Source organism: Bacteroides sp. GM023 (genome assembly GCF_014750685.1).
Lineage (GTDB): Bacteria > Bacteroidota > Bacteroidia > Bacteroidales > Bacteroidaceae > Bacteroides.
This window is the reverse complement of sequence record NZ_JAAXGE010000002.1, coordinates 590,971-607,134: the sequence shown is the minus strand read 5'-3', so window position 1 is coordinate 607,134 and position 16,164 is coordinate 590,971. Positions and strand designations below refer to the sequence as shown.

The following is a 16,164-nucleotide window of genomic DNA, read 5'->3' as shown; positions in this document are numbered from 1 at the left end:
ATCAAGATGTCACTCCTATGAAACAATTATTCACTACATTCTATCAACTGAGAGAGAGGGTTTCACTCGACTTTATAAGATACCTATATCGCGAGATTCGTTGGGACAACCGACTGATAGCCATAACAGGTGCCCGCGGAACAGGGAAAACGACTCTTATGCTTCAATATATAAAGGAGCATTACCCCGGCTTTAACAACGACTCGCTCTATGTTTCATTAGACAATATATGGTTTACTACCCACTCCCTGGTTGAATTGGCCGACGAGTTCCAAAAAATGGGTGGAAAAGCTCTGTTTCTGGACGAAGTGCACAAATACCCAACCTGGTCAAGAGAAATCAAAAACATCTATGACAGCTACCCGGACCTGAAAATCGTATTCACAGGTTCTTCCTTATTGGAAATACACAAAGGCGAAGCAGACCTTTCAAGAAGGGCTGTCACTTATCATCTGCACGGACTCTCTTTCCGGGAATTCCTGCAATTTGAGTATGGGCATAAAATGGAAGCGCTTCCGCTTTCCGATATTCTGACCAGACATATCGAAATAGCCATCAACATAGGTAATCAACTGAAACCGCTTGCGGCATTCAAAGAGTACCTGACCTACGGTTATTTTCCTTTTTATAAAGAAGACAAAGTGTTGTATCACGAGAAACTTCTGGCCACATTGAATACCATTCTGGACGTAGACTTACCTGCTACCGAAAAAATAGATTATTACTCCATCGGCAAAATAAAAAAGCTATTTGCCATCCTCTCCGGGCTCGTGCCGTATATTCCCAATATATCAATGCTCAGCAAGGAGATAGAAGTCAGCCGCATCAGCCTGTTGAATTATCTATCTTATCTCCAGAAGGCCAAAGCACTCCTGCTACTTGACAAAGAAGCGTCCGGCATCAAGCAATTGGCCAAACCGGAAAAGATTTACTTGGGAAATACCAATTATGCGTATGCACTGGGAGGAGAAAAAACCGACATAGGAAACGTTCGGGAAACTTTTTTCTTTAACCAGACAGCTGTAAAATATAAGGTTACTTATTCTTCGCAAATAGACTTCACACTAAATGAAACATATAACTTCGAAGTCGGCGGTAAGAATAAAACGAAGAAACAACTGGAAGGAGTAGAAAACGGATATCTGGCACTTGATAATATAGAAATAGGATTCGGCAACGAAATTCCACTCTGGTTGTTCGGGTTGATGTATTGAGATATGGATGTATTTTATGATGGATGTATTTAAGATTGATATATTAGTCTACCGCCCGATAATCGTCTCGCAAACCTTATCCTGAAACGCTCTTGCTTTGGCAGCCGAAAGTACATTCTGATTCATAATGGCAAACGCCACTTCGTGCCCGTTCTTCATCTTCAGATAGCCGGCAAGTGCATTTATCGCTGTGAACGAGCCTGTCTTGGCATGTACATTCCGGAATGTAGGAGCGCTTTTCATTCTGTTTTTCAGAGTTCCGTCTATTCCGCCAACGGGAAGGGATTTGTATAGCTGTTGGAAGATAGCGGTTCGGGAGTATGCATACTTCAGAAAATCGACCAGCAGGGCGGGAGAGAGGTAGTTGTAATTGGATAGCCCGCATCCGTCCGCAATCTTATAGTCTTTCGGGTCGTGTCCCAAACGGCGGATAAGCTTCATTATTTCGACGATACCGTCTTCAGCGGCTACTTGCTTCTTTCCTGTAGCCTGTGCGCCAAGGCGGCAGAGAAATGCTTCTGCATTCAGGTTGTCGCTCTCCTTCATCAATTGATTCAGGACTTTCTGCACGGAAGTATTCCAGCAAGCAATTCGCTCTACTGGTACGCTATCGCGGGGTAATTCGGCGAAGCCGTAGGATTGGGGAGCTGTGATACCTTTTCCCCGAAGGCGTTCGAGGAAAGTGTGCATAAAGAAGCCGGGGGAGTCGTAGATATTGATATCATCTTTCCGTATGGAAGCTACATTGCCCGAAACAACAAGATTATTTCCATTCGTCAGCCAGTCTCTTGTGAAAGAGAACTTTCCGGCAGAGGAAGTACGTGTTTTTGTCCGGTTCGCCAAGGTGTAATAAGAGGATACAGGGCGGCAGGAAATGCTTGCCGTATCACCCTGCACGGTAGAGGGAACAACGGAAATCTGCACCGTTCCTTTGCAGAACATGAGCGGGGACAGATAAGGCTGATACCCGGCCGGCGTGTCGTCCCACGCCCATCCGTGCCCCCAGTAAAGGGAGTCTTTCATGGAGACATCGCCATATACTTGTCCGTTAATCACGGAAAAAGGGAAAGTGATTACTTCTTCTATCAATGAATCCATTGCCTGACTGTCAAATTCGGGGTCGAATCCACCTACTACATATAAGTTACCCTGCAATGTATCGTGTTCTATCACGCCATCGTGCCACACTTCCGTACGGAAAGGGTCATTGGCTTCGGGGCGGGAGAGGGCGGTAATGGCAGTCAGCAGCTTCATAGTGGAAGCGGGGCGGGAGAGCTTCTCCGCACGGTAATTATAAAGCGACTTCTTTGCCGTCAGGTCATAAACGGATATGCCGACTTCGGATGTTTCGGGAAGCATCTTCTTGATAAGCGAATCTATTTGGGAGAAGTCTCTTTGTCCCCATAAAGGAAGAAAACAGACTGACAGAACAACTAATAAAAGACCTTTCTTCATCGGATTACGGTTTATTGATTGAATCACATCCACAAATATAGACTTTTTTATTAAAAAGTTTTTGTGATAAAAGAAAATACGTACTTTTGCGTGCATAACAGAATCAGATGATAGCACTTCAAAATAGCAATATTGACAATGTAGGAGCGCAAGGAATGAGTAGTAAAAAAGAATTTGATCTATTTTTCAAAAAATACTATACCCTATTTCTTTCCTTCGCCTGCCGGTATCGTTTAGATACAGAAGAAGCGCGTGATATCGTCCAGGATGTTTTCATCGCTTTTTGGGAACAACGGGAGAACTTCTCCTCTATCATGACTATCAAAGCATTCTTTTACCGTTCCATCGCCAACCGTTGCCTCAACTATCTGAAACATGAGGATGTAAAAAACCGCTATGCGGAAAGCCAACTGGAGAGGATGCAGAGCGAGGAATTTATCCAGGAGAATATTATCCGTGAAGAAGTCTCTTTCATCGTGAGGAAAAAAATCAAGCAACTCACGCCGCGTGAACAGGAAATCATCATCCTTTCGCTTCAGAATAAATCAAACCAGGAGATAGCTGATATGCTTTCATTATCCGTCCCCACAGTGAAAACGCATAAGATGCACGCCTATGCCCGACTGCGTGCCGAACTGGAGGAATTAAGATTTCTACTACTTATTTTATAAAAAATCAAATTTCATATCATACTACTTTTTAAGTATGTTGTTTTACTTATAAACAACATAGATTCCTTATTATACATGATAGACGATAAAATCAAAGAAAATATTCAGATAGCCGAAGAATTGGCTAAAGAAATATGCACAGGTAAGACTTCTACTTCACCTTTAGCCGGAGAATGGAAAGAAGAATCACCGGAGCTATACGAAGAACTGCGGAAACAGGAACAACTTCCCGATGAGATTTCTTTCCACGACTCCATCAACGTAAATGAAGCGCTGCAACAAGTGAACAAACGAATTATTCTTCCGCCGAGAAGATTCAATATTCGCGTGATAAGTAGTGTCGCTGCGTCTTTCCTTTTAATTATAGGTACAGCTACGCTATGGTTATGGATGGAAAACAGGGAAGAGGTCGTTCCCGAATGGGTTGCTTCCGCTCCCGCCGCTCCGAAAACTTCTATCATTGCACAAAACGATGAACCAGTGGAATTGGCGGAAAGTAACCTGACAGTCAAAGGCAATCAACTGTTCGGAAGTTCACTGGACGGCAAAAAGAACATCTCTATTGAACTGAAGCCCGATAATGAATTTAATAAACTGTCCGTTCCAGCAGGCGGCGCCTACCAACTGACACTGGAAGACGGAACAGTGGTTCAAGTCAATGCCGCTTCCGAATTACTCTTTCCTACACATTTCAAAAAACATCTGCGCCAAGTGGAACTACGGGGAGAAGGATATTTCAAAGTAAAAGCCAACCCGGGAAGTCCGTTCAACGTACTGCTAGGCACACTGAACGTACAAGTCACGGGAACTACCTTTAATATTAAAGCTTACGAAGAAGAGGAAAATACGTGTATCACCCTGATTGAAGGTTCAGTCAACGTGCGCGAAGGGCAAAAGTTACTCGCCACTCTGTCTCCCGGTGAACAATTCATCTACCGGAAAGCCTCACACGAATACAACACAACGCAAGCCAACATATCCGTTACCACCGGTTGGACAGAAGACAAATTTGTCTTCCACAATGAAACTATCGGCAACATCATGACCGAACTATCCCGATGGTACAATGTAGAAATCAATGTAAGTGATGATATACGGAATCTGCGGTATAGTGGTATTCTGTCGCGTAAACAACCCCTTACTGATATACTGAACATCCTTCATCTGACCAACGAGCTCGATTTCAAATATTACAAAGACAGAAAGATAGATGCAGTAGAGAAAAGAGACAAATAAACAATAACATCTAATATTATAAAAATTCACACAGTTATGACGAACAAGTTTATTTCCAAAGGACTAATGATGGCAGTTGCCCTCATGTTGTCTTGTACGGCTCCGTTAGCATATGCACAGACAGGCCATACGGAAAAGATCACGGTAACGGTTACTAAAAAATCGTTGGAAAATGTGTTGGAAAAACTAAGTAAACAGTACAATTACCAGTTTTTCTATAATGCCTCTTTATTGAAAGGAGTCAATGTATCTGTCTCTCTTCAGGAAGCTGACATCAACAGTGTGATGAAGAAGCTTTTGGAAGGAACCGGATTGCAGTATTCTATCAAGGACAGGACGATTGTCATCACAACCATTCCTAAAAAAGCTGTTACTAAGACATTGCTGCACGGACGTATCACCGACAGCGATGGCAATTATCTTCCGGGAGTCGCTATCTTCACACAAGACAAATCTCAAGCAGCCGTCACAGATATTGACGGGCGTTTCTCTTTCTCACAACCGCTAAAATATGGTTCAGTGCTGCAATTCACTTCTGTCGGCATGAAACCTCACAACGTAGTTTACAGTGGGGAAGGAATGCTTCAAGTTGTCATGATAGAGGACGTAAAACAACTGGATGCAGTTATCGTCACCGGTTACCAGACTATTTCACGCGAACGGGCAACAGGTGCAGCTGTTATTATCAACAAAGAAAAGATAGACAAGATTCAGTCTACCAACCTGATGAGTAAGCTCGAAGGTATGAGTGCCGGACTTAGTACCTATGGCGGAACTATGAGCATACGTGGTACTTCTTCATTCGCTGTCGGTACCTCACCGTTGATTGTATTGGACGGACAGGTAGTGAATCAAGGTATGTCCGGTATCAATCCCGAAAACATTGAGAATATCACGGTATTGAAAGATGCTGCTTCTACTTCTCTCTATGGTGTACGCGCATCCAATGGTGTTATCGTAATAACAACCAAGAAACCAAAAGATAAGAAAGCCGTAATCAATGCCTCAGCAAATTTCTACTTCCGTCCTGTCGCTTCACTGGACTATCAACATTATGCATCAACCAGTGATATCGTAGATTATGAAGTAAATTATCTGCTCACCGATTCTTATTACAAAAATAATCCGATGGATTATTTCGACAAAAAGAATGACCCTGACAGACCCCAAAGTTACACCCAAATAGAAAGGCTGTACTACGAGATGGCAAAAGGTAATATGACACAAGCACAAGTGGAAGGTGCTATAGAAAAACTTCGTGAATATGACTATAGAAAGGAATATCAGGACAAACTAACACAAATGGCTTTCACCCAAGATTACAATGTATCTTTGTCCAAAGGAGGTGATAAATCAGATATGTTCACATCCATCCGTTTCCAAGACTTTGGAAGCAACTCAAAAGCTTCCATGAAAAGCAATAAATTGAGCTTCTACCTGAAGAACTCACTCGACTTCACCAAATGGCTCAAATTCACTTATGGAACCAACATCGACTATCAGAACGGCAAGTCGGGAGGAGGAGATTACGGCTCACTGGCTTTCATGCCTTACGAACGAATCACTGACGACAACGGGAATCCTGTCTATCAATATATGTACAATTATTACCGTGCACAAGAAATTGACAATACAGAAGGATTGAAGTCTTTAAAATATAACGTAATGGATGAATACAGGAGAAACGCAACAAAGACTCGTAACCTGTATCTGCGTCTGTTCACCCAATTAGACTTAAAAATTGCCAAAGGATTGGACTTAGACTTGAAATTCCAGTATGAGGATAATTATTATAATTCTGAGACGTATGATGAAGAAGACTCATTTTATATGCGTAATATGATAGATACCTATGCCAGTTCGGATGGCAAGGGTGGATTCACATACAATATCCCGGAAGGTGGGCACATGAAAGAACAAAACAGGCGTTCAAACTTCTACAATGTCCGCGGACAGTTGAACTATAATACGACTCTTGCCGAAAAACATAACATTACAGCCCTTTTGGGAGGTGAAGTCCGTCAGGATAAATGGCGGACTACCAACGGCGAACGATATGGCTATAATGATCAGAAGTTGACTTACAAACAAGTTAACTGGATGGCATTGCAGGAAGGAGTCATAGGACAGCTATACAATAATGCCAGATACTCAAGCGAGAGTGCGTCAGTCAGTGAAATCATGCACCGTTATGTTTCCGGATATGCCAATGTAGGATATACCTATGACAGCCGTTATTCATTCAACGGAAGTATACGTATAGAACAGGCCGACCTTTTTGGTACTGATCCCAAATACCGCTACCGTCCTTTGTGGTCGGTCGGTTTGAGCTGGAACATCAACAATGAAGAATTCATGAAACCTATCACTTGGCTGAATCTGCTCAAACTGAGAATGACTTATGGTATCACAGGTAATGTAGACCAAAATACCAGCCCATATCTAATCGGAGTTTATTTAACCAATTTCCTGACAAATACAGGGGTTACAGAAATCATGACTCCCCCGAATCCTATGTTGCGCTGGGAAAAGACCGCTACTTTTAACTTCGGTGTTGACTTTGCAATGCTAAAACGGTTGAATGGTTCATTCGATGTATACCGCCGTTATAGTTCGGATCTGCTTGCCAACAAGACCCTTGACGCTTCAGTAGGTTGGGCACAGGCAGTATTCAACAACGGTGCCATGAAAAATATTGGTATGGAAATCAGCCTTTCCTATGACTGGTTGAAAACCCGCGACTGGGCACTGAACACTTCATTAACAGCATCTTACAATAAAAACAAAATAGAAAAAATCGGCTATGTACCGACAAGTGCCAAATCCATGATTACAAGCCCATATTCTAATTATATGGTAGGAGATACTTACGGAACTATGTATGCGTTCCGTTATGCCGGACTGACAAGTGAGGGCGACCCTTCCGTCTATGACGAAAACGGAGAAATCAAGTCAAACGTAAACATAGACAATACGGAAGCTATCGTAAAAGTAGGCCAGCTAACTCCCAAATGGCAGGGGGCATTCAACGTCAACCTACGTTGGAAATCGGTAGAAATGTTCGCTAAGATTGTTTACTACACAGGACATTCGTTACGCAAAGACGTGACTCCAATCTACCAGGAAGCATCTGCCGGCATGCATGAAGATTTCGTAAACAGATGGACACCGGATCATACAGATACCGATATTCCCAGAATGGGGCTGCACAACGCAGCCGATACATATAGAAGCCAGCATTGGAAATATGCTGACAAACAAGTGACCAGTGCTTCATTTATCAAGATGCGTAACATCGGACTGTCGTACACATTACCTCAAAAATTAACCCATAGCTGGGGATTCAACAATATCAGCGTACGTGCACAAGTGGACAATCCGTTCTACTGGGCTGCCAACCATAACGGTATTGATCCCGAAGCGTTCAATGCCAACGCAGGCACACGCACGGCAGAACAGGTAACCAGTTATGTAGTAGGATTAAACATTAACTTCTAAAAAAGTAAAGACAATGATGCAAAAAAATATCATAATGGCATGTATTTGCGTCGCTGCCAGCCTTTCGGCATGCGACAATTATCTGGACATAGAACCTAAAGGAAAAGCAGTACTGAATACGGTAGAAGACTATCTCGGCTTATTGGAGCCGGTAGATGCCGAATACGTACATGATAATTTCTGCTACGTAGCCAATGAACAAACAACAGGTAATATGGCTGAACTTGAGGGCTACAAATATCCTATATATTCTTCCTGTTTTTTTTGGGATGAAGAGTATGACCGTGCAAGTAATATTACGGATGGTGAAGCTTGCTCGTTATTATACAATAAATGTTATTCACGGATTGCCCGTTATAACATCTTGATTGACAACATAGGAGATGCAGAAGGACCGGAAAGCGAGAAAAAAATGGGAATAGCACAAGCAAAAGCTATGAGAGCTTATAATTACTTCTTCTTGATAAACACATTCGCAAAGCCTTATAATCCGTCAACCGCTGATACAGACCATGGAATCATTGTTCGTAAAAAGTTCGAACTTGAATCAGAAGGCAAGCAATACAGTGTCGCTGAAACTTATGCGTCTATTCTTCAAGATATCAACGAAGCGCTCCCTGATCTTCCGGAGAAATCTGTCAACGCCTACCATTCGGATAAAGCCTTTGGCTATGCTTTGAGAGCAAAGGTACATCTCTATATGAGAAATATAGAGGACGCATTAAATGACGCGTTGGAAGTTCTCAAATTTCCCAATCACGAATTATGGGACTTGAGCGGGGAACTGGCCGCATACTTGGCTCAAAATCCGCAATTTGCAGTTCTTCCTGACGCAACGAAATATCAGATGTTCCGTAATATGGTATTGATGTTGAACGGACACAAATATTCTCATCCGGAAAACCTGCTCTATTGTCCAAGTAGGACAGCCGGAGGTCCTGTTGCCTTACGTAAATACATCAGAGACTCTTTTGATGCACAAGCAGACTTAAGATACAACGTTATTTGTATGCCTGAGATGCCGGCCCGCCCGACGGCGGAACCCGGATGCCTATACTTCATGCACTCTACCACCACCCTGCTTAATACGAGTGGTATTCGCCTGTCTGAGATTTATCTGATAATTGCCGAATGTTATGCACGCCAAGGCAATATAGAACTCACCTTGAAATATCTGAACGACTTGCGAAAAACGCGTTTTGATACCAGATATTATAAAGATCTTGTATCTGCCGATGTTAACAATAACAAGGATGAAGCACTAAAGTATGTCAGGGAAGAAAGAGTACATGAACTTTTCAGCAGCTACAACTGCTTCTTTGATATGCGCCGTTTCTGTACAGAATTCGACGAGACACTGACTAAAACATACACTGATACCAATGGTGAGACGCATACTTATACATTGAAACCAGATTCTCACTTGCTGACTTTCCCGTTCCCTGTAAAAGCCATACAAACAACCAACTTAATACAGAACTCTAAATAATGAAACAGTTTACCCTATTTATAGTCCTGCTGCTGACTGTATTCAGTCAGCAGGCAGAAAGCAAAGCTTTCCAGAGTAAAGCTGCGCAAGTAACCATTATTAACAAAACAGGTAAAAAGTGCTATTTTCAACAGGAAGGTATTAACGGATACGACCTTCTCAGTCTTGATGCCCAAGGTCAAAAGACTCTCAGTATTGACCTGCAATCTCCTGCTTATTATCAATATATGAACGAAGCAATGAGAAACTACACCGTTTATCTGACTCCCGGTTCAAAAACCAATATTATAGAAAACACAGATGGAATATCCATTGAGGGAGACAATGCTTCAATCAACACCTTCATTAACACAAACCGTTTCTTTGGTTATCCCAAAGCGAGAGTGGAAATGTACACACCCCAATGGCAGAAAGATTGCAAAGAAGAATTGAATAACCTCTGCAACAAGTTAGCACAGGGTGGCTTCTCTGAGGATTTTGTAAAAATGCACAAACTATACTACCAATTCGGTTATTATACCCAGCAACTGAACGCTCCTCTCATGGCCGCATTTATGAAGAAAGAACTGAAATTACCTGATAGCTATTATGATTTCCTAAAGACTGTACGGTTTGACAGCCCCGATATACTTTCTATCCCTAAATGGTTCGAAACCATGTCGAACGCTCTTGGTGAAATGGAAAAAAGAGGAATTATCCCTGTGGATAAAGACCAGTTCATGCAGATATATGCCGGAAGAATTGAAAACGAAAAAGTACGTTCCACCTTTCTGGTGCAACTACTCGACCTAACATTGAAGAAAGGGTATTCAGACAATTTCCCCGCCTATGTAGAAAGTATTCGCAATAAAATCACCGGTGAGAAGGATCAGGCAGCATTGAAAGGACTGGAAGCCAAATACGCTATCCTGAAAGAAACTAACAAAGAGATTCTACGGGGTATGCCCGCACCGGACTTTACAGCAGTCGATGTAAATGGCAAAGAATATAAATTGTCTGACTTTGCAGGCAAAGTGATTGTACTCGACTTCTGGTTTACCGGTTGCGTTCCCTGCAAAATGGAAATGCCATATATGGAAAGTATTGCTGAAAGCATGAAAGACGCGCCTGTCCAGTTTATCTCCATGTCATTAGACACAGGCAATCAGCTACTGTCGGCATGGAAAGAAATGACAAAGGAGAAAAAAGGCGTAGTGCTCAATCTCAATGTTCCCGGCGGATTCAAATCACCACTGGCGCTAAAGTTTGGCATCCGTTCCGTACCACGTATAATTATCATCGACCAGCAAGGAAAAGTATATGATTCAAATGCATTGCGCCCTTCTGACCCTAAACTGAAACTGACTGTGGAAACATTAACTGGTACCGGCAATGCCAAACAGGAAATACAGAAAATGATGATGAAAATGATGCAAACTGAAACCGCAGAACAAAAAGACATCATATTGAAAGACGCACTCGCTAGATTCAAAAAAGTAACGGAAGTCTCATCCATGCTGAATATGATGATATATCAGGTCATACAGGCTTATGCCGGAGAAAAGAAATATGAGCAGGCAGACAAATATATAAACATGATTTCTCCATCAAGATTTCGTCGGGACTTGATATATATCACTGGTGTCAAATACGTTGAAAATGGTGTTCTTGACAGAGCTGCCCCTCTTCTTGAGGAAGCTGCCGAGACAACTCTCCAAGCTCAAAAAGAAAATCCACAAGATGCAGAAGAAAACGAAAAACTTCCTGTCATCACCGGTACCTATGGTAATCTACTCGTTGCCCAAAATAAACCCTCAGAAGCCGAAAAATGGGTGGAACTGGCTTACGCCAATGGCGAGAAGGCCGATTTCGAACTTAGAAAAAGTTATATAGCTGTCCAAATAAACAAGAAAGAATATAGCAAGGCATTCCCAGTACTGGAAGATATCTTCAGACATGGTATGAGTACGGAAACCATGAAAGTCCAACTTAAAGAAGCATATGTACACAAGAACGGTTCAGATAAGGGATTTGACAAATACCTGAACGGACTCCTAAAAGAATCAGCCAACAAGCAAAAGGAAGAGGTTCTGAATCGGATTGTCAATGAACCCGCCCCTGCATTCACTTTGAAAAACATAGAAGGCAAAGAAGTATCATTGGCTGCACTAAAAGGAAAAGTGGTAATACTCGACTTTTGGGCAACCTGGTGTGGTCCTTGCAAAAGCTCGTTCCCTGCCATGCAGAAAGCAGCTAATAAATATAAGAACAATAAAAACGTGGTCTTCCTGTTTATCAATACATGGGAAAACTCCAAGAATCCTCTACCGCAAGTAAAGAAATTCATAGAGGAGCATAATTATGACTTCAATGTATTGTTCGATCTCAAAGACCCGGTGAGTAAGAAATGCGGAGTTATAGAAAGCTATGGTGCAAAAGGCATTCCAGCAAAATATATTATTGACAAAGAAGGTAATATACGCTTTAAACTAGTAGGTTTCTCCGGTTCTGACGAACAGGCGGTAGGCGAATTGAGCGAGATGATAAACACACTATTGTAAAACACTATAATTTTTCAAGTCATGATAAATATAAAGAATATATTGATAGTATGCATTAGTCTGGTGATGTATAGCATTGTTTTTTCCTCCTGCAAATCAGATGATATTGCCAGTGGTATTTTTGAGATTGCAACTAAAGATTTAGTTGTTGACGTAGACAAAGAATCAACAACTGTTTATATCCCCGTCAATAGTTCACTGACTATTAATGATTGGGAAGTAGACTATGATAAATCGTGGATTACGCACGGCAAGAAAAGAAACTCTCTTGTATTGTCATTCGAAGCCAACCCCGGAAAAACTAAGAGAACGGCTGCAATTAAAGTCACTTCCCCTGTGGCCGAATATACATTGGCCATCAACCAATATGGACCGAATGATGTAGTAATAACAGATGATAAGGATGTCAGAGTAAAGCCTACAAGCGGTATTGGAACTAACCCATCAGGAAGTAACACTATTGAATGCACATGGGATGGAAGCCCCAGACCTTATATGACCTACACTGTTCCCGCAACGCTGGAATACTTTTTCTCAGGAACCGAAGTTATTGATTATATCATATATGCCCCCACTTCTACCGGAAATTTCGGCAAATTGAAGCTATATACAGCCACTGCTGAAAATCCTGAATATACATTAAAAGGAGAATATAACTTTGAAATGAAAAGTGAGAGTTCAACTATTCACTTCACAACGGGGATCAAAGCCACCAAAATAAAGTTTGAGGTTCAGGAAGGAAAAAACAATATGGCAGGCTGTAGTGAAATGGAATTCTGTACCAAGACTATTACACTGACACAACAATTACTGAATGTATTTGCAGATATAACTTGTTCAGAGTTAAAACCAGATATTAATGATGATGCCATTGAAGAATTACCCGCTGAGTATTTTAAGCGCATAGCTTATGCTTTAAAAAACAACCGATACAGTGAATGGGAAAAAGAGTTTCGTGTTCAGGAATATAAAGCATACAGCAATAATGAAGAATGGGCTACCAAATTAAAAATAAAGAAATATACCGATCTCGACAATCCGACAGGAATCAGTGTGGAGAAAGGCGATGAATTGATTGTCTTAGTCGGAGACACCCATAATCAATCTATATATCTTGAGTGTATCGATGAAGAAACTACCAGTTCTAATGATGATCATGAATACCAACGACCCGCCGCCCATGGACATACATTCAGTCTAAAGCCAGGTGTCAATAAATTAGTCATGACAAGTTCAGGACAATTGTTTCTGATATACACTGCCGATATCTTTTCTCCTGACGCACAGCCTATCAAAATCCATATACCACTGGGAAGTGGAAAGGTTACAGGATATTTCGACACCGAAAAGCACAAGACAAATGAAAAATATGCTGAACTATTATCAAAAGCAACCCACAAATACTTCTGTATACGCGGAGAAAGAATCATGTTCTATTTTCATACTGATAAACTTCAAGAAGTAGTGCCACACAAGATTTTACCATCTATTGACTTTTGGAGCAATATCATCAAATGGGAACAAGAGTTGATGGGTATCGAAGATATCCAACCCAGTCAAATGAACAATCATCTCATGGCCATCTCACCGGAAGGCAGCTATATGTGGGCAAACGATTATCGGATTGCCTTCGCGAAAAGTACGCTTTATAAGATTTTGATACCGGAAAAAGTAATGTCGGCAAAAGATAATGTATGGGGACCGGCACATGAAATAGGGCATGTTCATCAGGGAGCTATCAACTGGCCGAGTTGTACTGAAACTAGTAATAATCTATTCTCCAACTACGTACTATATAAACTTGGCAAGTATTGCTCACGCGGACTAGAAATCAGCAAACTGGCTGATGCGTACGGACTAAAGCGGTCATGGGTTGAGCTAGGATATTCAGAGTTATATATGCGTATGCAATGGCAATTATGGAATTACTTCCATCGGTTAGGAAATATGCCTAACTTCTTTCCTGAACTTTTCAAAGAATTACGTGCCAACCCTCTCACTTTCAACAATCCAGGACTTGCACAATTACAATATGCCAAAGCTGTCTGCAAAGTGGCAAATATGGATATGACCGAGTTCTTCGAGAGGTGGGGATTCTTCAGAGAAGTAATGCTTATGAACTACGAAGATTATGGCAAGTATATGTATATTGTCAATCAAGGAATGATAGACCAAGCAAAAGTATATATGGCAACTTTCTCTAAGAAAGTACCGCCTATCTACTATCTAGAAGACCGTAAGAACGGTGATGTAGGCATCGAAGATTACAAAGTGGGTGACGTTGGCTATTATACACAGTTCCAGGACAATGTGAAGATTACAGGTACTCCCACTTATAAACTATCAGGAAGCAAAATTACTGTAAATAACGGCACACAGGCCGTAGCATTCGAAGTGCGTAAAGGTAACGAGAACGGAGAGTTACTATATTTCTTCAACTTCCTGTCCTATACGCTTCCACAGACTGTACTTGTTGATGGTATTAAGTTCTATGCTGTACAAGCGGATGGTAAAAGGATAGAAATGAAAGAAGAATAATTATCCGAAAGTATAGAGAGAAAGAAGAAGGTGTCAAAACCCTTATAAATTAAAAATCATCCTCGCTACAACTATCTGTGCCGAGGATGATTTCGTCAAAAAGGGAGTTTTGACACATTTTTTATAATACACAAAAGACATGGTTGCTTTTATCTTATTATACTAAACCAATAGTATATAACAATAGGAAAAAAACAACCGAAATTACACTAGGTAAAGCTTATTCACTATATAATTAATATATTATGCAAAATAGTTTTATCCTTTATTTCAGATGCTTTTCCACCTGTTCAAGAAGCGAACCGGGGCCGTAGCCCGACCATATATCCCGGATTTTCCCATCGGGAGCAATCAGTACATAATGAGGGATTCCTTTCACCTGATAACTCACAGCAAGACCGATACGTCCTCTACGAAGCTCATTCCACTGGTTGCCACTCATCCCTTTCGTCTTGACATATTCTTTCCAACGCGCTTTCGGGTCTTCGCTGATACTAACCACGGTCATTTTATCCTTATATGTATTTATGACTTTCTCCATCTCCGGTATCGACTGCACACAAGGACCACAACCACTGCTCCAAAAATCAAGCAAAATGAATTTTCCCTTGAACTCTGAAATATGGCGGAGCGAATCGTTCACATCATACAAATCACCATCAACCATCATATCTCCTATTCCCACAGCGGAAGGAGGATAAATATACGCTGTAATCTCCTGTCCGTCCCCTGTCTGCTTCTCGTCTTCAGACATTCGGGCATACAAGCTTTTCACCTCTTCTTTATAAGGCATTACGGTTTCGTATTTCATCATAGACGCATACAGCAGTAACTTATCTATCCATACCCTGCCGATAGAAGCTTCTTGCATATATTCCAGTTCCTTTTTCCAGATTTCTTTCTGCAAGGGGTCTGTCAGCTTTCGGATAGAATCTATCTTAACCCAACCCTTTTTCTCAAATTCCCGATCGCCCGCATGGTCTATATACATCATCCGTTGCCAGTCATACTCTGCCGCCACGTGCTGCATCAGTTCTTTCTGTTGGGACATTGCACAAGCCGTAAAGCGGTTTTCTTCCTGCTGTTCGGGGATATCGCTTATCACTTCCCATGTTTTCAACAGTTTATCCTGTCCCTTGATTTCTATAGATTTGCCCGGTGCTATCCACACTTCCAGCCATGTACCCGGAAATCCCCGGTTATCAGACATAATCAGCATCTTCCGTGTAGCGGAAACCGTATCCCGGAAAGAGAACCTTCCATCAATGAGCGTATCCCTCGCCACACAGTTGAAAATATTCCCTTCATCTACATAAAGACCAATCACTATACTGTCCGAAAGATTTGCCAATTCTCCCTGAATCAAATATTCGTTTGCAGCAACTGCCTTATGGTTGGATGTACAATAACACATTACAACGCAAACCATTACCAATAAGACCGGAGTTATAATATATTTCTTCATATATGCTCTATTTATAAGTAAGATATCATCATGAATGAATGACCTACCAAATATCCGA

General features: G+C 41.5%; 9 protein-coding genes. 7 read left to right on the top strand and 2 right to left on the bottom strand.

Annotation, left to right across the window (positions count from 1 at the left end; translation table 11 throughout):
• The first annotated feature begins 17 nt into the window (after positions 1-17).
• Positions 18-1,214: an ATP-binding protein gene (locus HC965_RS04805; RefSeq protein ID WP_191030385.1), complete on the top strand. Its 1,197-nt coding sequence runs from the start codon at positions 18-20 to the stop codon at positions 1,212-1,214.
• Between the two features lie 48 nt (positions 1,215-1,262).
• Here HC965_RS04805 and dacB read toward each other — a convergent pair whose 3' ends face one another.
• Positions 1,263-2,669 (bottom strand): D-alanyl-D-alanine carboxypeptidase/D-alanyl-D-alanine-endopeptidase, encoded by a 1,407-nt coding sequence (gene dacB / locus HC965_RS04800; protein ID WP_191030384.1) that lies wholly within the window; start codon positions 2,667-2,669, stop codon positions 1,263-1,265.
• A 107-nt stretch (positions 2,670-2,776) separates the two neighbouring features.
• Here dacB and HC965_RS04795 point away from each other — a divergent pair, with 107 nt between their 5' ends.
• The 6 genes from HC965_RS04795 to HC965_RS04770 all read left to right on the top strand — a co-directional run bounded on the left by HC965_RS04795 (position 2,777) and on the right by HC965_RS04770 (position 14,641).
• A complete protein-coding gene (locus HC965_RS04795; RefSeq protein WP_191030383.1) occupies positions 2,777-3,340 on the top strand; it encodes an RNA polymerase sigma-70 factor in 564 nt (187 codons plus the stop codon).
• A gap of 75 nt (positions 3,341-3,415) precedes the next feature.
• Complete coding sequence (locus tag HC965_RS04790) at positions 3,416-4,576, top strand: FecR family protein (protein WP_191030382.1); 1,161 nt, start codon at positions 3,416-3,418, stop codon at positions 4,574-4,576.
• 36 nt (positions 4,577-4,612) lie between these two features.
• Positions 4,613-8,074 carry a SusC/RagA family TonB-linked outer membrane protein gene (locus HC965_RS04785; protein WP_191030381.1) on the top strand — a complete coding sequence of 1,154 codons (3,462 nt, stop codon included), beginning with the start codon at positions 4,613-4,615 and terminating at the stop codon, positions 8,072-8,074.
• 34 nt (positions 8,075-8,108) lie between these two features.
• Positions 8,109-9,563 carry a RagB/SusD family nutrient uptake outer membrane protein gene (locus tag HC965_RS04780; protein WP_223854707.1) on the top strand — a complete coding sequence of 485 codons (1,455 nt, stop codon included), beginning with the start codon at positions 8,109-8,111 and terminating at the stop codon, positions 9,561-9,563.
• Entirely contained in the window at positions 9,563-12,103 is a 2,541-nt protein-coding gene (locus HC965_RS04775; RefSeq protein WP_191030380.1) for a TlpA disulfide reductase family protein, read from the top strand. The genes HC965_RS04780 and HC965_RS04775 overlap by 1 nt, the downstream gene beginning before the upstream one ends.
• A 21-nt stretch (positions 12,104-12,124) precedes the next feature.
• Positions 12,125-14,641, top strand: a complete 2,517-nt coding sequence (locus tag HC965_RS04770; RefSeq protein WP_223854705.1) for a M60 family metallopeptidase — start codon at positions 12,125-12,127, stop codon at positions 14,639-14,641.
• Positions 14,642-14,906: 265 nt separating this feature from the next.
• Here HC965_RS04770 and HC965_RS04765 read toward each other — a convergent pair whose 3' ends face one another.
• Positions 14,907-16,106, bottom strand: a complete 1,200-nt coding sequence (locus tag HC965_RS04765; protein WP_191030379.1) for a TlpA disulfide reductase family protein — start codon at positions 16,104-16,106, stop codon at positions 14,907-14,909.
• Between the last annotated feature and the right edge of the window lie 58 nt (positions 16,107-16,164).